Genomic DNA, 16,710 nt, shown 5'->3' on the forward strand with positions numbered 1-16,710 from the left:
ACTCCCCGACAGCCGTGTCAGTCGCGGCGAGCCGCCGAGTCGTCGGATTCGTCGCTCGCTGGCGGCGTTCCCTCGGCGTCGTCCAGCGGCGGAAGAAAGTCCGGTCGGTCGCCGTCGTCAACGCCGACGGCGCGCAACCGGTCACGGAACTCCGCGGACCGGAACCGGTCGGAGAGGCGCGCGTTCGCGACGACGGCAAAGAGGAAGACGCCGATGCCGGCGAACACGACGCTCATCAGCGGTGGCACGAGGTTGACGTAGCCGCCGGGCGTGGGAATGGCGTCGGTGAACAGCCAGATTCCGAGCAGTCCGATCCCCGTCAGTAGTTGGGCAGCGGCGATGAGTTGCAACAGGTTGTTGCCGAGTTGGCCGGTGCCCTCGGGCACGGCCTGCGGATCGGGCAACGAGACATCGTCGGGAGCGTCGGGTACCTCGTAGGAGTCCATCGAACACAGCGCCACGGTCGGTTTTACGTCGCGCAACACGGTCCCTCGGCCCTCGACGCTCCCGTCCGGGGCGACGATGGCGTACCCCTCGTCGGAGTACGCGACGAGATGCTCCTCGCCGTCCCGCTCGAACCGTTCGAGCGCGGCGAACACCTCGCGACTCGCGATGCGGTTCTTGAGGTCGGTCTCGACCCGGTCCAGTAGCGCCGGACCGACGATCCACGTCTCCGGATCGAAGGCCGCCTCCCACTCCTCGGCGCTCATCGCCGCCATGTCGCTCGGGCCGAAGTCGTCGAAGTCGTACGCCTCGGCGAGCGCTTCGGCGTCGAGCGCGTCCGATTCGGTGGCGTCGTCGGCAGCGGGTGCGGCCGACGCGTCGTCGGCGGGCGAGTCCGACGACGGTGACGAATCAGCCATCGGCCGAGATTGGGTCCACAGCGGCATACGCTTTCCGACCTCGGCGGCGAGCCGGGACGGTTTTAACCGCCGTTGCCCAACGCCAGTTGATGGCAAGCGAGGCGACGATCGCGACGCTCGCGGGGGTCGCGGTGACGCTGAGTTTCCCGTTCTACCTCTACGGTGCGTGGCTCGTCCTCGACGCCGAGATGGTGACGTGGTCGGTGCTGGTGACCCACCTGCAGTACATCTTCGTCGGCCTCGTGTTGACGACGGTGCCCGTCGTCGGGTGGATGATTCCCCGTCTCGCGGCCCAGTTCGGCGGGCTCGCGGTCCTGCACGCCCTGCTCGGCCTCCAGGCCTACGCGATGCTCGTGTTCGCGCTGACCGGCATCGTCCGCATCTTCCAGGCCAAATACGCGGCGAATCTCTATCGCGACCCCGAGCAGGACATCGACCTGAACGACCTCCACGAGAACATGGGCGCGTGGCGCGGACGCCTCCGCGTCGGCGTCTTCGGCTACGTCCTGTTCTGGCTGGGGGCCTATCTCATCGGCGTCCTGCGCTATCTCCGGCTCTATATCGGTTAGCTCCACGCCTCGCCGCTCGCGAGGTCGACATCGGAATCGAGCTTCGAGGAGGGGCAGATATCTTCGAGCACGCAGTCCCCGCAGTCGGGGTTCCGGGCGTCACACACGGCGCGACCGTGGCTGATAAAGAGATGCGTGAGCTGTTGCCACTCCGACTCGGGGACGACTTCCATCAGGTCGGGTTCGATGGCCTCGGGCGTGGTTTCGGTCGTGAGGCCGAGTCGACGGGCGAGCCGCCGGACGTGCGTGTCGACGACGATGCCCTCGACCACGTCGTGGCCGTGCTGGAGGACGACGTTGGCCGTCTTCCGCCCGACGCCGGGCAGATCGGTGAGCGCCGACATCGTGTCCGGCACCTCGCCGTCGTGCTCCGCGACGAGTTGCTCGCCGATCCCTTTCAGATAGCCCGCCTTGCTGTTGTGGAAGGTGATTCCGTAGATGTCGTCCGCGAGCTCCTCCTCGTCGGCCGCGGCGTAGTCCTCGGGCGACGTGTACGTCTCGAAGAGAGCCTCGGTGATCTCGTTGACCCGCTCGTCGGTACACTGCGCCGAGAGGACGACGGCGACGAGCAGTTCGAGCCGGTTCGAGTAGCGCAACGAGATGGTGGCGTCAGGATACTCCGCGGAGAGGCGGTCGATCACTTCTTCGACCTGTCGCTCGCGCGGTTCCAGTGGCGTTCCCATAGTCGAGCGGTCGGGTGCAGTCCCGTTGAGTCTGTCGACTGGTGGTCGCCCGACATTATTTACCCGCCGCCGCCCTTGTCGCGGCTATGGAGTTGACGCGCCGGGCGTTGCTGGCAACCGGAGCGACGGGCAGCGTCACGGGCTGTCTGTCGACCGGCGGCTCGAACGTCAGATATCCGGAGACGGCGAGCGACGCGGCGCTGGCTGACGCGGATCGGACGGCCGTCGACGCGGGCGGCCCCGAGCAACAGGAGACCCCGACGGCCAACCCGCAACTCGCGACGGAACTCCGGCGCATCTACGGCGAAATCGAATGGTTCGCGACCGACTACGACGAGTCGATCGAGCGGTATCAGCGCGTGCTGGGACAGGCGATGGCGACGGTACAGCGCGTCCGTGACACGGCCGAGTTCGACGCGAACAGTCTGGGCCTGGTACGAGAGAGCGCCGACCGGGCGGTCGCCACCGCGGACACCGAACTCGGCGGGCATTTCGGGATTCCGGGACAGATGCGCGAGGAGGTCGACGCCCATCTGGCGACGATCGAGCGGTTCAGCGACCGCGGCGACCTCGACCGCGTCGACGAGGAACTCACTCGCCTGTACGACTACCTCCGGGGGATCCGGAGCGATCACTTCGTCCGAACCGTCCTGTCGGACCGCCAGATCGACAGCGCGCTGTACCGCGACCTCCACGACGGGACGCCCGACGGAGACGACGATGACGACGACGACGAAGACGAGGCGGCGCCCGGCCTGTTCGAACTCTACCACTCGACGGGCTATGCGGGCTACGCCTACAACGGCCCCCGATACATCGAACGGGAGCCGTTCGGCGACGACGCGAGCGACGAAAACGAAGGCCAAGAACTGCTGGCGCGCCAGCGGCGTGATTTCGGTGCCGCGAGCGAGGCGACCGACCGAACCGGGTTCGCGTACGTCGTGAGTTACGCGGTTCCCAACGTCTCGAACCAGCCGACGGGGCTCGAACCGCTCGACTACCAGCATACGTCGCTGTTCGTGCAGCGATACGCCGACGCCCAGGCGGCGAGCGCCGCGGCCGACACGCTGTTCGAGACGTCAGTCACGCGCGAGGGGACGTACTCGTTCGGCCGCGATCGGTGGCACCGCGTCTACTACCAGGGCGGCGGGGACGTGGTGTACGCCTTCCTGATCCAGGCCGGGCCGTTCGTCGTGGTTGCCGCTCCCTCGGAGACGGCGTGGGAGGAGCGTATCGACTGGACCGAGCCGCTGGACCGAACGTGGCTGTGGAGTCGATAGCGTGACGGCCGGTCCGTCGGCGCGCCGACACGGCGCCCTCATCGTCGGGACGTTCGCTGTCGTCGGCGCAGCACTCGGCGTCGTCGGGTTCGTCACCGCGGGCTGGGCGCGAACGCAGTTCGTGACGGGGGCAACGGGCACGGCGCCAGCGACGTTCGGTCCCGTCTTCGTCGCGCTGTCCGTCTTCCAGACGACGGTCACGCTGTTTCTCGCCGGCCCGGTCGTCGCCGCGCTGCTCGGGCTCCTTTCCGGGTCGCGGTTCGCCGACGAGGCGACGGCCGGCAGCGTCGCCGCCGGCGGCACGCTGCTCGGCTTTTGCTGCATGGCGGGACTCGGGATCCTCGGCCTCTCGGCGCTGTCGGGAGCGGGCACCGAGCAGACGTACGCGCTCGGGAGCGCCGTCGGCCCGCTCTTGCTCGCAAGCGTCGCGACGGCGGCGACTGGCGGCGTCGCGGGTGTCCTCGGATCGCGGTTCGTCCGATAAATCGGCACACATAACTGTCCGCTCCGCCCGGATTCCGATATGTACGGCGAGGCCGTGGCACTCGGCGCGGGCACGGTCCTGAACGCCCTCGCGACGGGCGTCGGATCGGCGTTCGCGCTCGACGCGGAGACACGCGCCCGGGTCGAACTCGACGACACGGGGACCGTCAGCGGCGACATCGTCGAGGCGCCGGACGGCGACACTCGACTAATCCGGCGGTGTGTCGAACGCGTCGTCGAGCGCTTCGGCGACGGACAGGGCGGTCACGTCCGCACCGAAAGCGACGTGCCGATGGCCGCCGGGTTGAAGAGTTCGAGCGCGGCCGCGAACGCGACGGTACTCGCGACGCTCTCGGCGCTCGACGTGTCCGTCGGCGACGACGCAGCCGTGACTCGCGAGGACGCCTGTCGTCTCGGCGTGCAGGCCGCCCGCGACGCCGGCGTCACGATCACCGGAGCGTTCGACGACGCGAGCGCCAGCATGCTCGGGGGCGTCACCGTCACCGACAACACGGCGGACGACCTGCTCGCACGCGACGCCGTCGACTGGGACGTGCTAGTGTGGACGCCGGCGGCGCAGGCGTTCAGCGCCGACGCCGACGTGGAGCGGTGCGAGCGCGTGGCGCCGATGGCGCGTCTCGTCGAGGATCTGGCGCTCGACGGCCGCTACGGCGAAGCGATGACCGTCAACGGACTGGCGTTCGCCGCGGCGCTCGGCTTCCCGACCGATCCAGCCGTCGAGGCGATGCCCCACGCCACGGGCGTGTCGCTCTCGGGGACGGGACCGAGCGTGGTCGCCGTCGGCGACCGGACGGGACTGGAGCGCGTGCGGAACGACTGGAATCAACGGGAGGGCACCACATGGGAGACGACAACACGAACGGACGGCGCACAGGTGATCGAATGACCGACCCCGCCGAGGAGATGTCATTGGAGGAGCTCCGCAACGAGATCGCGGAGATCGATCGGGAGCTCGTCGAACTCATCGCCCGACGCACCTACGTCGCGGGCACCATCGCCGACGTGAAAGCCGAACGCGACCTGCCGACGACCGACGAGTCACAGGAGGCCGCGGTGATGGAGCGGGCGGGCGAGTACGCCGAGCGGTTCGGCGTCGACCCGAACCTCGTGAAGGCGATTTTCCGGTTGCTCATCGAGTTGAACAAGGTGGAGCAGCGGGAGAGCCGCTAGAGCTCTTTCAGACCGAGGCTGTATTCGAGCGCCGAGTCGACATCCGCCATTCGGTCGACGGGAACGGAGCCGATACGGTCCACGATGCGGTGCTCGATAGAGACCGTCCGTATCTGACTGCAGAGGGCGACCGAATCCTCTCGGAGAGGCCACTCGTCGGCCGAAAAAGGCACTTCGAACGGATACAGTTTGTCCCCGCTCGATGTCGTGAACGGAACGACGATCGTCGTCGGAGCGTTCTCGTTCCCGATGTCATTTTGGACGACGAGACACGGACGGGTCCCACGCTGCTCCGATCCTTCCGTGGGATCCAGATCGACAATAACGATGTCTCCGCGTCGAACGTGCATCGGCTACCAGTCCGGTGCTTCACCGAGGTATCGATCGGCCTCTCGGGACACGTCAGACATCTCCTCAGCGAGGGACTCGGACGCCGCTGCGTACTGTCGGTATCCCTCGGCGAGTTCGTCGCGGCTCACGGGTTTTTCGATGGTGATTTTCCCGTCTTCCGCGTGGACGAGTACTTCGTCACCGCCATGGATGTCGAACTTCTCCCGAAGCTCTTTCGGGAGTGTAACCTGCCCCCGTTCCCCGACTTTGCGTTCCTCGCTCCGAGTCATATATATTCATGTCATACTCATACCCAAAGCGGTTTCGGCTCGATCGGCGTGCCTGTGGCAAACCGGCCGAAGGTCCTTATGCGCGCCCGAAGAATCTGGGAGCATGGCGGATCACGAACTCGATGACATCGATCGGGAGATCCTCTACGCGCTACAGGAGGACGCGCGCAACCTCTCGTCCGGGGAGATAGCCGAGCGAACCGACGCCTCATCAAGCACGGTCCGCAAGCGCATCCAGCGACTCGAATCGGACGGGGTCATCAAAGGATACAGCGCCGAGGTCGATTACCAGAAATCCGGCTATCCGCTCCGCATGCTCCTCTTCTGTACGGCCTCCATCGCCGAGCGCGGCGACCTCATCGACGACATCCTCGACATCTCCGGTGTCGTCTCCGTCCAGGAACTGGTCACGGGCGAGCAGAACCTCCTCGTGACCGCCGTCGGCGAGACGGACAACGACATCACGTCAGTGGCACAGGAACTGCTCGACAGGGGGCTGACCGTCGCCGACGAAGTGCTCGTCCGCAGCCACGAGTCGACGCCGTTCGACGACTTCCCCCCGTAGAGAGCTACTGACGGGTGTTTCGGCCCGTAACGCCGGGCGAAAGTGATCTGCAATAACCATAACGTTCTTTCACAATGTATTTTGGGAACATTTTGATCGTATAGAAAGCTATAATTACCATTCTGTTCTACAAAGATGTGACAGAGACCAGTTCGTGTTCGTCGGCAGTGCTCCGACGCCGCGCTGGTCACGCTGGAACCCTGAACGATGGCTGACCAACCACCGAACGACACCGCACGACTCGCCGAGACAGTCGCTCCGACATCGTCGTCCGTTCCCCAACTCGCCACCGCGGCGGTCTGGGCGCTCTTTCTCCTCAGTTCGGGGGTGCTCGCCTTGTCGGTCACCGGTGAGTACGAGTGGGCGATTCCGGGTGTGCTCGTCGTCGACGGGTTGACCACGGTCATGTGGGTCGTGGTCGCGTTCTTCAGCGGGATCGTACACAGCTACTCCCGTCGCTACATGGCGGGAGACCGCTATCTCGACGGGTTCTACGGCCGGATCTTCGCGTTCACGCTCGTCGTCATGACGATGACCGCGGCCGATCACGTCGCGCTGTTCGCGGCGGCGTGGCTGGCGATGGGTCTCCTGATGGCGTCGCTCATCGGGCACGTTCGCGGCTGGGCACAGGCACAGGCGGCGGCCAGGAGCGCCCGCCGGTATTTCCTCGCCAGCAGCGGACTGCTCGCCGTCGGCCTAATCGTCCTGACCTGGACGACGGGCGCGACGTCCATCACCGGCATCCTCGGACACGTCGAGAGCGTTCCCCGGGGGGTCGGACTCGTCACCATCGGCTGTCTCGTCCTCGCGGCGATGATCCAGTCGGCGCTGTTTCCGTTTCACACCTGGCTGCTGTCGTCGATGACGGCACCCACGCCGGCGTCGGCCCTGATGCACGCCGGCTTCGTCAACGCGGGCGGCATCCTGTTGACCCGCTTTGCCCCCTTGCTCGCCGGCGAAACCGCCGTCATGTCCGGCATCGTCGCCGTCGGCGGCCTGAGCGCGCTGCTCGGACAGGCGCTGCTCCTCGTCCAGACCGATATCAAGCGCGAACTCGGCGCCTCGACCCTCGCGCAGATGGGCTTCATGATCCTCCAGTGCGGACTGGGCTTTTTCGCCGCGGCCGTGACGCATCTCATCCTGCACGGCTTCTACAAGGCGTACCTGTTCCTCTCGTCGGGTGGTGCCATCGAGCAGACGACGCCGTCGAAGGCGAATCACGGCCGCCTGACCCTCTCGAGCGCCGTCGTCAGCCTGTTCACGGCCGTCGGCGGTGGCGTGCTGTTCGCCGTCCTCACCGGCAAAGGGACGGAACTGAACAGCGGGCTCTTCCTGATGTTCGTCGTCGTGCTGACGACCATGCACGCGACGCGGGACATCCTCCGGCGCGCGACCCTGCCACCGGCGGTCCGCCTCGTCAGCGTGCCGGTCGTCGTCCTGACCGCTATCGGCGGCTACGGCCTGCTGTTCAACGCCATTTCGACGCTCATCGCCGGCGCGCCGATGGCGAAGGCACCGACCGAACTGACGGCCGTCCACCTCGTCGCAGGTGCCCTGTTCGCTCTGGCGTACGTCGCGACGGAGCTCGGCTGGCATCGGTCGAACAAGCGCCTCTACGTCGCGCTGCTCAACCTCTCGCAGCCACACCCGGAGACGATACTCACGCAGAAGTCGGACTACAATGACTCTTGAACAAGCCACCATCAGTGACAGCATCGACCGCGCGGCCGAAACCGTGGGCTCGGTCTGGCCGCTCCACTCGTTCGTTACGGCCAACCCCCTCTCGGGGTTCGAGGATCAGCCGTTCCACCGCGCGGTCGCAGAAGCCGAACGGCGGTTCGGTGGCCGAGGCTATCCACACCCCTCCGTCTTCCGCCAGGCCTGGGAACAGGGCCGGATCGACCCGGCCGCGCTGACGGCAGAGCTCGACGCTCACGGCATCTCACAGGATCCGGACACCCTCCTCGACGAGATGGAGACGGCCGAAGCGTCGCGCGAGGCCGACGCCGCGACGGACATGGTCGACCGGATCCTCTCGAAATGGCTCGCCAGGTTCCTCGATCAGGGGCAGGCGAAGTGGTCGATGCCGGACCGCGAGCAGGGGTTCTACGCCGCGTGGCGCGACCTGGCCCCGTACGACGGCGAGATACCCGGCTGTGACGACCCGTCCGACCTCCCCGAGACGGCCACGGCGGCGCTGGAAGCGGCGCTGTCCGACTCCCCGCAGGGGCGCTGGGAGGCCATCTTCGAACACCAGTTCGCCGCACTGCCGGGATGGACCGGGTTCATCAAACAGCGGGCCGCCGGGAACGGACCGTGGCAGGCGACGTATCCGATCTCGCTGCTCGAGTATCTCGCGGTACGGTTGACGCTCGCTGACCTGTTGGACGCACCCACCGAACCCGACGAGCGCGAGGACGGCGGTGACACCGACGACGTCCCGCTACCCGAAATCTGGCTGACGGCGTGGGAGAAAAGCTACCGCGACCGGCTGCTCGACGGCGTCGACCGGACGGTCACGGGCGCGTCCGCGGACGACGCTCGTCCGGCCGCACAGCTCGTCTTCTGTATCGACACCCGCTCGGAGATCATCCGCCGGCACGTCGAGGCCGCTGGCCCGTACGAGACCCACGGGTACGCGGGCTTTTTCGGCATCCCGATGCGGTATCAGGCGTACGACGCCGACGTGGGGATCGACTCCTGTCCACCGATCGTCGAGCCCCAACACCACATCACCGACCGCCCGCAACCCGCACAGCGCGGGGACAAGAGGACGCACGACCGGTGGCGCAAGCTACTGTCGACCGGCCGGAAGCATATCAAGACGCTCAAGACCAACGTCGCCGCCGCCTTCACTTTCGTCGAGGGCGGCGGGAGCGCCTACGGCGCAGCGATGGCGACGCGGACGCTGCTTCCGTCGGTCGTGGCCGACATCGCCGGCGCCTTCGACGACCGGATCCCCGCTCCCGCCGAGTTCTGTACGCCCGCCGTCGACCACGACGACGGCGCACATACCGAGGATGATCTCCCACAGGGAATGTCCCTCGCGGAGAAAGTCACCTACGCCGAAACCGCCTTCGAACTCATGGGCTGGGAGGAGTTCGCCCGGCTGGTCGTCTTCACGGGACACGCCAGCGAGACGACGAACAACCCGTTCGCCTCCAGCCTCGACTGCGGCGCCTGCGCCGGAAACGCCGGCGGGCCGAACGCGCGCGTCCTCGCGACGATCTGTAACGACGACGCCGTCAAATCCACTCTCCGGGAGCGGGGCTATGACATCCCGTCCGACACGGTGTTTCTCGCTGCCGAGCACAACACCACGACCGACGAAATCACGCTGTTCGACGGCGACATCCCCGGGAGCCACCGCGAAGACGTCGAGGGCCTCCGCGAGGACCTCTCGCAGGCACGGGCCGCGGCCGCAAGCGAGCGCACGGCGTCGATGACGGGCAGCGAGGGCGACGACGCCGTTCACGAAACGGAGCGCCGGACGGCCGACTGGGCCGAAACCCGGCCCGAGTGGGGGCTGGCCGGCAACGCGTCGTTCGTCATCGGTCCCCGTGAACTGACCGCGGACCAGAACCTCGACGGCCGGGCGTTCCTGCACTCCTACGACTGGACCACGGATCCGGACGGCGAGGCGCTCGAAGCCATCATGACGGGACCGCTCGTCGTCACGCAGTGGATCAACAACCAGTACTACTTCGCGACCGTCGACAACGGCGTCTACGGGAGCGGCTCCAAGGTTACCCAGAACCCGCGCGGCAACATCGGCGTCGTGCAGGGCAACGGCGGCGACCTCATGACGGGGCTCCCGCTCCAGTCGCTGATGGTGGACAGCGACCAACCGTATCATCAGCCGCTCCGGCTCACGGCCGTGATCCACGCGCCCGTCGAACGGGTGACCGACATCCTCCGCCGCCACGAAGAGATCGCCACCCTCTTCGACAACGGCTGGATGTCGCTCACGGTCGTGACCCCCGAGCAGGACAACGCCGCGTTCCACTACCAGGGCGGCCTGGAGTGGGAACCGGAGCCGCGAGTGTCACGGCCGCTCGTCCACTGATACGGTTTACTGTGAGTCATTGCGGTGGGTCGCTGAAACAGTCCGCCGAACCACCGGTAAATGATCCGTACGAGGTTCTCGCGCCGCAACCGCCGCGATCTACGCTCCCGAGTCGTCGCTCCGGGGAACGAGCCACGCTGGAACGACACGCGTGAGCGTGACCATCCCGACGAGTTCGACGAGCGTCTGGGTCACGACGACCGCAGGGGCTATCCGATAGCCTTCGGGGAGCGCGAGCGCCAGCGGCAACACGACAAGCGAGTTGCGCGTGACCGCGGTGAACACGAGCGCCCGGCTCTCCCCGACGCCCATTCCCAGCACCCGCGCCGCGGTCGGCCCGAGCAACGGCATGACGACGAGGAAGGCGAGGTACACCGGGACGACGACCGCTATCTGGTCGATGGATCCCCGGACGCGCGGTAGTTGCGAGGCGATGACGACGAACAGCGTCACCCCCATCATCGGGATAGGGAGCCAGCCCATCGCGGCCTGCCACGATTCGCCCGTCGAGGACCGGCCCGCCCACGCCTCCGTGAGCCACGCGAGCGCCAGCGGGAGCGCAATGATGATCAGGAACGCCTCGACGAACGGCCCGGCGTCGATGATGTGTGCGACTGCCGAACCCATGAAGAGCCACAGATACACCGGGAGCAAGAGGAGTTGCACCAGCATGAGCGCCGGCGTCGTGGCGATGATCTGTTCGGCGTCCCCGCCCGCGAGTTCCGTGAACGTGATCACGTAGTCGATACACGGCGTCAGCAGCACCATGAACACCCCGACGAGGATCGCTGGGCGGTCGGGGAGTGCCCGCGTGAGTCCCCAGACGACGACGGGGACGACGACGAAGTTCAGGCCGAGCGCTGCCCCGATGAACCGGCCGTTCCGGAACGCACGGCGGAGCCGAACGAACGGAATGTCGAGGAACGTGACGTAGAGCAGGACGGCAAGCACCGGATCGATCAGCCGCTCGACCAGCGAGGCAGCGCTCGGCCGAGCGACGCCGATGCCGATAGCCAGGATGACGGCGACGGCGTAGAACGCGACCTGGTGTCGGCGGAGCCAGTCCGGTGCGGACATCTACGGACCGGTTCGGGCATCGGATATAAACAACCGCCGCTCTCCCACAGCAGCGCTCCGGCCACCGGACGCGGCGTCGGCGTCACTCGTCGGTATCGACGGTGATGTCGTCGACGAAATGCGTCGCGTCGGCCTCCCAGATGACGCTCGTCCCGACGGCGAGATAGAGCGTCTCCGCGGAGCGGTCGGGCGTGGTCCACTCGAACGCGTACTCGCGCCACCCGTCGGCGAGCCAGAGCGGTTCGCGAAGGCCACCGTACGGCGTCTCGTCGAGGGCGGCGGTGTTGACACCAGGGTCGGGGAAGTCCGCTTCGGTCTCTGGGGGTTCGGGACCGAGGCGGACGACGGCGTCGCGAATCGTGTTGAACGACTCCGACTCGCTCCAGAACTGCACCGACACCTCGATTTCGTTCGCCTGCGCGGGGTCGATAGCAATGGGATGGACGGCCCAGGTCACGCCGTCGTCGTAGTCGCCCTCGTTCCAGATGCGCAGGGATCGTTCGCCGCCGGCCGCCTGCGCGTCGTCGACCTCGACCGTCCATTCGAACTCGTCCACGTCGACTTCGGGACCGATGGCGGCGTCGGGGGTCCAGTCCCCCATGCCGTCTTCGAAGCTTTCGTGAAATCCGTCGTCGTCGGGGACACTGAAACACCCCGCGAGGGCGGCGACACCCGCGATTGCGCCGGTTCGAAGCGCCTCCCGTCTGTGCATACCGGGCGTACAGTCGTGGACGCCTTAAGTCCGGAGTCGAATCACCTCGACGGCGACGCACAATCGTCAGCCCAGATACGTCTCCGCGAGCGCATCCAGCGCCTCGTGGTGACGGGTGGTGTGAGGTGCCGTGAGTGGCGAGACGCTGACGCGTCCCTCGACGATGGCCCGGCGGTCGGTGCCCGGCGGGTCCGGCAGGGTCCCCTCGCGCATCCGCGCCCAGACGTTGTCGGTGAGGCTGATGCGCTCGCCGTCGCGCTCGGCGCGCATGTCGTAAAGCGTCGAGGGTTCGGTGATCTCGATGGGGGCAGGGTCGTCGCCCGCCTCGTAGATGGGGGCGTTGACGTTCAGGTATTCGGCCTGTTCGAACACGCCCGCGCGGGGCGCGTGTTCGACGAGATAGGCGGCCGCTTCGGTGGCGTTGCGGTAGTCTTCCGGCTGATCGGCGGCGTGTTGCCACTCGCCATCGTCGCCGGGGACGTACAGCGAGACGGCGATGGCCGGCACGTCGAAGAAGGCCGCCTCGACGGCGGCACTCACAGTCCCGGATCGCCCGAGGACGTACGCGCCGAGGTTGGCCCCGCGGTTACAGCCGGCGACGACCATATCGACATCCGGACACAGCGCCTCCAGGCCGACGACGGTGCAGTCGGCAGGCGTCCCGTGGATGGCGTAGCCGAGCGGGTGTTCCTCGACATCGACCTCGTGGGACATCGCCCGGCCGACGGCGCTCTGATCGCCGTCGGGGGCGACGGCAGTCACCTCGGCGAACTCGTCGAGGGCGTCGTAGAGCGCGCGGAACCCGACGGAGCCGATTCCGTCGTCGTTCGTCAGGAGGACGTGTGGCTCGTCCATACCGTCCTCTGGAGGGACGGACGAAAAGGCACACTGGTTGCGGTCTAGCCCACCAGATCCACGACCGCCTCGTCGTCGACGACGAGGTTGTACGCGCCCTCGTCGTCGTTCCAGAGCGCAAGGGCGTTCTCGAACCGAAGGACGGTGCCGTAGTCGGCGGCGCCGAGTTGGCGATTCAGTCCGGACTCCCGCGTCAACACCGCGTAGTGTTCGACCCGTTCGCTCCCGTCGCCGATTTTGAACAGGGGGTTGCCGCCCTCGGCCAGATTGCGGCTGAGTTTCACCGCCAGCAGGTCGATGCGCTCGGTGACGTGACGCTCCATGTCGGCCATGCGGGCGTGACGCGACCCGTCGGCGCGCACGCCGACCCGCCGCTGCCCGTCGGTCCGCAGGAGCGCGTAGGAGAACTTCACCGTCTCGTTGCGGAAGGTGCCGGGGTCGTCGCCCGCGTCGTCCAGCTGTCGCTGAGTTCGGGGCGCCTCGACAGGCGGTCGTTCGTCGAACGACCACCCGCGGTCCGCAGGTTCGAATCCAGACCACAGGCGCAGCGTCGGCGCGTAGACGTTCGCCTCGTCGCCGGTGACCGCGCGCTCGATGCGCCGGAGGCCGGTGCTGGTTTCGAGGTCGGCGGGCGAGAGGGCAAAGAGCGTTCCGTCGTCGGCCAGGGCGGCGAGTGCCTGCTCGACGACCGCGTCGGGGTCGTCGAGTTCGCTCAGGACGCTCCCACACAGGACGAGGTCGTAGGGTGCGGCGTCGAACCCGAAGTCCTCGATGCGCTCGCGGTGGATGGTCGTCCGAACGTTCCGCCGGGTCTCGGCGAGCATCGTCTCCAGTACGTCGGCCGCGGCGCTGGGTTCGACCGCGTGGTAGTCGACGACGGCGTCGTCGGGGAGATACTCGAACAGACCGAGGGCGGGGCCGCCGGCGCCGGCGCCGATATCGAGGACGCGGAGACGGCGCGGAAGCAACGACTGCTCGACCAGATCGTCGAGAGGGTAGCCGACGGCGGCGTAGTAGTCGGGGAGGTGGTAGATGGCGTAGCCGAGCGCCACCTCCGCGTCGTACTCGACCGGGTTCTGTTCGTAGTAGTCGGCTTTCAGCCGCCGGATCACCTCGCGTAGGCGGTCACCGGCGTCGCCCCGGTGCCAGTTCGCGCCGTAGCGCTCCACGAGCAGGTCTTCGAGCGTGTCGACGTAGCGGTCCGGAAGCCGGTCGGGCTCCCATCCCGGCGCCGACACCGGCTCCGTCGCCGCGGGCACGAACGCCCCGTCGTCGCGTTCGAACAGTCCCAGGTCGTACGCCTCCTCCTGCAGGACGCGGCGAACGACCGCCGGATGCGGGTCGCCCCCGACGTACTCGCTGATCTCCTCGGGGTCGATGGGGCGCACCTGCCGGAGATATTTCGCGTTCGACCGGACGGCCTCGCGGTCGATCATTCGTTTTCCTCACGGCCCGTCATTCGCCCGCCTCCCGGTACAGGTCGTCGAACGCCTCGCCCTCCGCCTCGGCGACACGCTTCGCCGCCTCGGCGACGTCGTCGTCGCCCTCGAACGTCTCCTGAATCTCTCGGTAGACACGCGGCGTGCCGCCGGTGACCGTCTCCACCAAGTCGTCGAGCGCGGCCGAGACGGGCGTCGCGAACTCCTCGCGCACGTCGGCGGCGGCGAGCGCGTAGGCGAGAACGGCGGTGTGGGCGCCGGCCTGCACCGTCTCCATCGCCTCGTCGTGTTCCGCGACCGTCGTCTCGAAGAGGTGGTTCCCGGCGGCTGCCAGGTCGTCGCGAATGGCGTCGGTGACGGAACCGGGCGCGTCGGCGACGACGGCGACGTTACCGGGGGCGTTCGACGCGGCGAACAGCGGATGCATCGACACGCGCTCGTGATCAGGGAGCGCGTCACGCATGGCGTCGACCGGGGCGGCCATCACGCCGGTCACGTCGCACATCGCTCGCTCGGCGCGAGGGGCATAGCGGTCGATTGCGTCGGCGACCGCCGAAATCGGCACGGCCAGGCAGACGGCGTCGAACGTCTCGGTCGTGTCCGTGGGGACCGCTCTGACCCCGTCGATGTCGTCGGCCGCCCGCTCTGCCGCCGCCGCGTCGATATCCGCGAGGGCGACGGGACGGGCGACGGTCCGAGCGACCCACCGACCCATTTCGCCCGCGCCAACCACCAGCAAGTCCATGCGCGTGGGTTCCCCCTCACCGCTCAAAAGGGGTTCGGTGCGGCGGATCGGCGTCGGGATAGTGTTGGAATGAAAACGGCCACGAACTACACGACCGACGCCGCCAAATCGAGCAGTTCTGCTGCCACGGTGGAGCGGAGCACGAACAGGAGACCGACCGCGATGAGCGGGATTCCGTACAGCACCGAAGACATCGCCACCCAGCCACCGACGCCGACGAGAGTGAGACCGACGAGGCGGGCGATCCACTCGAACGCTCGACGGAGCCGCTGGTTCACCATACTGCCCCACTCTGTGGGTTCGTACTTAAGCATCGGGCGTGGCGCATCTCCGAGTTCGGTGCTACGACGCTAGCGTCAGAGCCCGAGGCGGAAGATGCGATTACCGACCAGGAGCATCAGACCGAGCCCCATCACGCCGACGAGCAGACCGTAGGCGGTCTCCCATCCCGCGACATCGGCGAGGACGCCCGTGACGACGCTGCCCGTCGCACCGAGGACCATGTACGCGGTGCGGACGAGGCCGAACGCGGCGCCTTGCTCCGACTCGCTGAATCGGTCGAAGTAGCGCGACTGGAGGGGTGCGCTCCACGTCATCGCCGCGCCGACGAGGACGACGGCAGGCAGGAGCGCGATGCGGGGGCCGGCGACGAGGAGCGCGTAGCCGGCGACGCCGAGCGCCATCGTCGCCGTCGCCGCGCCGTCGCGGCCGATGCGGTCGGACACCCATCCGATCGTCGGTTGCGCGAGGCCGTTGACGACGAAATACGCCGAAAAGAGGAGGCCGGCGTAGGTCTCGGGAAGGCCCCGAAAGGCGACGAGGAAGGTCGGGAGAAAGGAGGCCGTCGCCTGCCAGCAGAAGGCCCCGAGGACGGCGACGGCGGTGGTGAACGCGATGGGCGGGCGCGTGAGCACCTCGATCAGCGGGCCGACGGCCATCCGGTCGCGCATCGACTCCGCCGGGCGGTCGGGCGGGGTGGGTTCGACGCGCCACGCGAAGGCGACGAAGATGGGGACGGCGACGGCGGCGCCGACGGCGATGGCGGCCCGCCAGTCGTAGCGGACGGCGACCGCCGTGGCGACGACGGGCGCGATCAGTCCCGCGAGCGGTCCCCCGGCGACGTGGACGCCGATCGCTCGCCCGATGTCCTCGAACTCCTTCGTGAGGAGGGTGGTGGCGACGCTGTAATGCAGGCCTGCGCCGGCGCCGAGGACCACCGTCAGCGCGGCGAAGGTGAGAAACGAGGGGGAGAGCGCGAGCGACAGGCTTGCGAACGCGGTGATGCCGACGGCGGCGAGGATGATCCGTCGCTCGCCGAAGCGGTCGCCCAGGATGCCGGAGGGGAACTGCGTGAACGCGTACGCGGCCCACATGCCCGAGAGCGCGAGCCCCACGGCGCCGGTCGAAACCCCGAACCCGTCGGTGACATCCGGGACGACAGGGCTGATGACCAGCCGCGCGAGCATCGTCGACGCGAACGCGAGCGTACAGAGACCGAGGACCGTGTGGCGATACCGCCAGTTCACATCGGCGCTGGGCCGACGGCGAGCAAGTGCTTTGCG

19 protein-coding genes are annotated in these 16,710 nt (G+C 67.7%); 8 read left to right on the top strand and 11 right to left on the bottom strand.

Annotated elements, in window-relative coordinates; translation table 11 throughout:
- Positions 1 to 17: 17 nt before the first annotated feature.
- Entirely contained in the window at positions 18 to 863 is an 846-nt protein-coding gene (locus tag MXB53_RS10355; protein ID WP_248897330.1) for a DUF7319 domain-containing protein, read from the bottom strand.
- Between the two features lie 89 nt (positions 864 to 952).
- Here MXB53_RS10355 and MXB53_RS10360 point away from each other — a divergent pair, with 89 nt between their 5' ends.
- On the top strand, positions 953 to 1,432 hold the full coding sequence (locus tag MXB53_RS10360; protein WP_248897332.1) for a DUF7321 family protein: 480 nt from the start codon (positions 953 to 955) through the stop codon (positions 1,430 to 1,432).
- On the opposite strand, the gene nth is transcribed toward MXB53_RS10360, so the two are convergent.
- The gene (nth, locus tag MXB53_RS10365; RefSeq protein WP_248897333.1) at positions 1,429 to 2,115 is read right to left on the bottom strand and encodes an endonuclease III; all 687 of its coding nucleotides are present in this window, start codon (positions 2,113 to 2,115) and stop codon (positions 1,429 to 1,431) included. The genes MXB53_RS10360 and nth overlap by 4 nt on opposite strands.
- A gap of 86 nt (positions 2,116 to 2,201) precedes the next feature.
- Between nth and MXB53_RS10370 the strand changes: the two genes are divergently transcribed.
- Genes MXB53_RS10370 through MXB53_RS10385 form a run of 4 tightly spaced genes read left to right on the top strand, consistent with a single transcriptional unit; the run spans position 2,202 to position 5,069 of the window.
- Positions 2,202 to 3,395 carry a hypothetical protein gene (locus tag MXB53_RS10370; RefSeq protein WP_248897334.1) on the top strand — a complete coding sequence of 398 codons (1,194 nt, stop codon included), beginning with the start codon at positions 2,202 to 2,204 and terminating at the stop codon, positions 3,393 to 3,395.
- Between the two features lies 1 nt (position 3,396).
- Positions 3,397 to 3,879: a hypothetical protein gene (locus tag MXB53_RS10375; RefSeq protein ID WP_248897336.1), complete on the top strand. Its 483-nt coding sequence runs from the start codon at positions 3,397 to 3,399 to the stop codon at positions 3,877 to 3,879.
- 39 nt (positions 3,880 to 3,918) lie between these two features.
- Entirely contained in the window at positions 3,919 to 4,785 is an 867-nt protein-coding gene (locus MXB53_RS10380; RefSeq protein ID WP_248897337.1) for a shikimate kinase, read from the top strand.
- Positions 4,782 to 5,069, top strand: coding sequence for a chorismate mutase (locus MXB53_RS10385; protein ID WP_248897339.1), 288 nt, complete (start codon positions 4,782 to 4,784; stop codon positions 5,067 to 5,069). Before MXB53_RS10380 ends, MXB53_RS10385 begins: the two co-directional genes overlap by 4 nt.
- Here the strand turns inward: MXB53_RS10385 and MXB53_RS10390 are convergent.
- Complete coding sequence (locus MXB53_RS10390) at positions 5,066 to 5,419, bottom strand: type II toxin-antitoxin system PemK/MazF family toxin (protein WP_248897341.1); 354 nt, start codon at positions 5,417 to 5,419, stop codon at positions 5,066 to 5,068. The genes MXB53_RS10385 and MXB53_RS10390 overlap by 4 nt on opposite strands.
- A 3-nt stretch (positions 5,420 to 5,422) precedes the next feature.
- Complete coding sequence (locus MXB53_RS10395) at positions 5,423 to 5,689, bottom strand: AbrB/MazE/SpoVT family DNA-binding domain-containing protein (RefSeq protein ID WP_248897342.1); 267 nt, start codon at positions 5,687 to 5,689, stop codon at positions 5,423 to 5,425.
- A gap of 103 nt (positions 5,690 to 5,792) precedes the next feature.
- Between MXB53_RS10395 and MXB53_RS10400 the strand changes: the two genes are divergently transcribed.
- The 3 genes from MXB53_RS10400 to MXB53_RS10410 all read left to right on the top strand — a co-directional run bounded on the left by MXB53_RS10400 (position 5,793) and on the right by MXB53_RS10410 (position 10,320).
- Entirely contained in the window at positions 5,793 to 6,254 is a 462-nt protein-coding gene (locus MXB53_RS10400) for an Lrp/AsnC family transcriptional regulator (protein ID WP_248897344.1), read from the top strand.
- Positions 6,255 to 6,461: 207 nt separating this feature from the next.
- Positions 6,462 to 7,946: a proton-conducting transporter transmembrane domain-containing protein gene (locus MXB53_RS10405; RefSeq protein ID WP_248897345.1), complete on the top strand. Its 1,485-nt coding sequence runs from the start codon at positions 6,462 to 6,464 to the stop codon at positions 7,944 to 7,946.
- Positions 7,936 to 10,320 (top strand): DUF2309 domain-containing protein, encoded by a 2,385-nt coding sequence (locus MXB53_RS10410; protein WP_248897346.1) that lies wholly within the window; start codon positions 7,936 to 7,938, stop codon positions 10,318 to 10,320. Before MXB53_RS10405 ends, MXB53_RS10410 begins: the two co-directional genes overlap by 11 nt.
- 99 nt (positions 10,321 to 10,419) lie before the next feature.
- Here the strand turns inward: MXB53_RS10410 and MXB53_RS10415 are convergent, their stop codons facing one another.
- From MXB53_RS10415 to MXB53_RS10445, 7 genes are all read right to left on the bottom strand, one after another.
- Positions 10,420 to 11,397 (bottom strand): arsenic resistance protein, encoded by a 978-nt coding sequence (locus MXB53_RS10415; protein ID WP_248897348.1) that lies wholly within the window; start codon positions 11,395 to 11,397, stop codon positions 10,420 to 10,422.
- Positions 11,398 to 11,479: 82 nt separating this feature from the next.
- Positions 11,480 to 12,109, bottom strand: a complete 630-nt coding sequence (locus MXB53_RS10420; RefSeq protein ID WP_248897350.1) for a hypothetical protein — start codon at positions 12,107 to 12,109, stop codon at positions 11,480 to 11,482.
- 66 nt (positions 12,110 to 12,175) lie between these two features.
- Positions 12,176 to 12,964 carry a 5'/3'-nucleotidase SurE gene (gene surE / locus MXB53_RS10425; protein ID WP_248897352.1) on the bottom strand — a complete coding sequence of 263 codons (789 nt, stop codon included), beginning with the start codon at positions 12,962 to 12,964 and terminating at the stop codon, positions 12,176 to 12,178.
- Positions 12,965 to 13,008: 44 nt separating this feature from the next.
- A complete protein-coding gene (locus tag MXB53_RS10430; RefSeq protein WP_248897354.1) occupies positions 13,009 to 14,400 on the bottom strand; it encodes a small ribosomal subunit Rsm22 family protein in 1,392 nt (463 codons plus the stop codon).
- A gap of 19 nt (positions 14,401 to 14,419) precedes the next feature.
- Positions 14,420 to 15,148 (bottom strand): prephenate dehydrogenase/arogenate dehydrogenase family protein, encoded by a 729-nt coding sequence (locus MXB53_RS10435; RefSeq protein WP_248897356.1) that lies wholly within the window; start codon positions 15,146 to 15,148, stop codon positions 14,420 to 14,422.
- An 86-nt stretch (positions 15,149 to 15,234) separates the two neighbouring features.
- On the bottom strand, positions 15,235 to 15,429 hold the full coding sequence (locus MXB53_RS10440) for a hypothetical protein (RefSeq protein WP_248897358.1): 195 nt from the start codon (positions 15,427 to 15,429) through the stop codon (positions 15,235 to 15,237).
- 75 nt (positions 15,430 to 15,504) lie between these two features.
- Positions 15,505 to 16,674 (bottom strand): MFS transporter, encoded by a 1,170-nt coding sequence (locus MXB53_RS10445; protein ID WP_248897360.1) that lies wholly within the window; start codon positions 16,672 to 16,674, stop codon positions 15,505 to 15,507.
- Positions 16,675 to 16,710: the final 36 nt, after the last annotated feature.

Source organism: Haloplanus sp. XH21 (assembly GCF_023276355.1).
Lineage (GTDB): Archaea > Halobacteriota > Halobacteria > Halobacteriales > Haloferacaceae > Haloplanus > Haloplanus halobius.

Bases quoted from the DNA above. Each gene is read 5' to 3' on its own strand.
- MXB53_RS10355 (WP_248897330.1), bottom strand. From the start codon at position 863: ATGGCTGATTCGTCACCGTCGTCGGACTCGCCCGCCGACGACGCGTCG.
- MXB53_RS10360 (WP_248897332.1), top strand. From the start codon at position 953: ATGGCAAGCGAGGCGACGATCGCGACGCTCGCGGGGGTCGCGGTGACG.
- nth (WP_248897333.1), bottom strand. From the start codon at position 2,115: ATGGGAACGCCACTGGAACCGCGCGAGCGACAGGTCGAAGAAGTGATC.
- MXB53_RS10370 (WP_248897334.1), top strand. From the start codon at position 2,202: ATGGAGTTGACGCGCCGGGCGTTGCTGGCAACCGGAGCGACGGGCAGC.
- MXB53_RS10380 (WP_248897337.1), top strand. From the start codon at position 3,919: ATGTACGGCGAGGCCGTGGCACTCGGCGCGGGCACGGTCCTGAACGCC.
- MXB53_RS10385 (WP_248897339.1), top strand. From the start codon at position 4,782: ATGACCGACCCCGCCGAGGAGATGTCATTGGAGGAGCTCCGCAACGAG.
- MXB53_RS10390 (WP_248897341.1), bottom strand. From the start codon at position 5,419: ATGCACGTTCGACGCGGAGACATCGTTATTGTCGATCTGGATCCCACG.
- MXB53_RS10395 (WP_248897342.1), bottom strand. From the start codon at position 5,689: ATGACTCGGAGCGAGGAACGCAAAGTCGGGGAACGGGGGCAGGTTACA.
- MXB53_RS10400 (WP_248897344.1), top strand. From the start codon at position 5,793: ATGGCGGATCACGAACTCGATGACATCGATCGGGAGATCCTCTACGCG.
- MXB53_RS10405 (WP_248897345.1), top strand. From the start codon at position 6,462: ATGGCTGACCAACCACCGAACGACACCGCACGACTCGCCGAGACAGTC.
- MXB53_RS10410 (WP_248897346.1), top strand. From the start codon at position 7,936: ATGACTCTTGAACAAGCCACCATCAGTGACAGCATCGACCGCGCGGCC.
- MXB53_RS10415 (WP_248897348.1), bottom strand. From the start codon at position 11,397: ATGTCCGCACCGGACTGGCTCCGCCGACACCAGGTCGCGTTCTACGCC.
- MXB53_RS10420 (WP_248897350.1), bottom strand. From the start codon at position 12,109: ATGCACAGACGGGAGGCGCTTCGAACCGGCGCAATCGCGGGTGTCGCC.
- surE (WP_248897352.1), bottom strand. From the start codon at position 12,964: ATGGACGAGCCACACGTCCTCCTGACGAACGACGACGGAATCGGCTCC.
- MXB53_RS10430 (WP_248897354.1), bottom strand. From the start codon at position 14,400: ATGATCGACCGCGAGGCCGTCCGGTCGAACGCGAAATATCTCCGGCAG.
- MXB53_RS10435 (WP_248897356.1), bottom strand. From the start codon at position 15,148: ATGGACTTGCTGGTGGTTGGCGCGGGCGAAATGGGTCGGTGGGTCGCT.
- MXB53_RS10440 (WP_248897358.1), bottom strand. From the start codon at position 15,429: ATGGTGAACCAGCGGCTCCGTCGAGCGTTCGAGTGGATCGCCCGCCTC.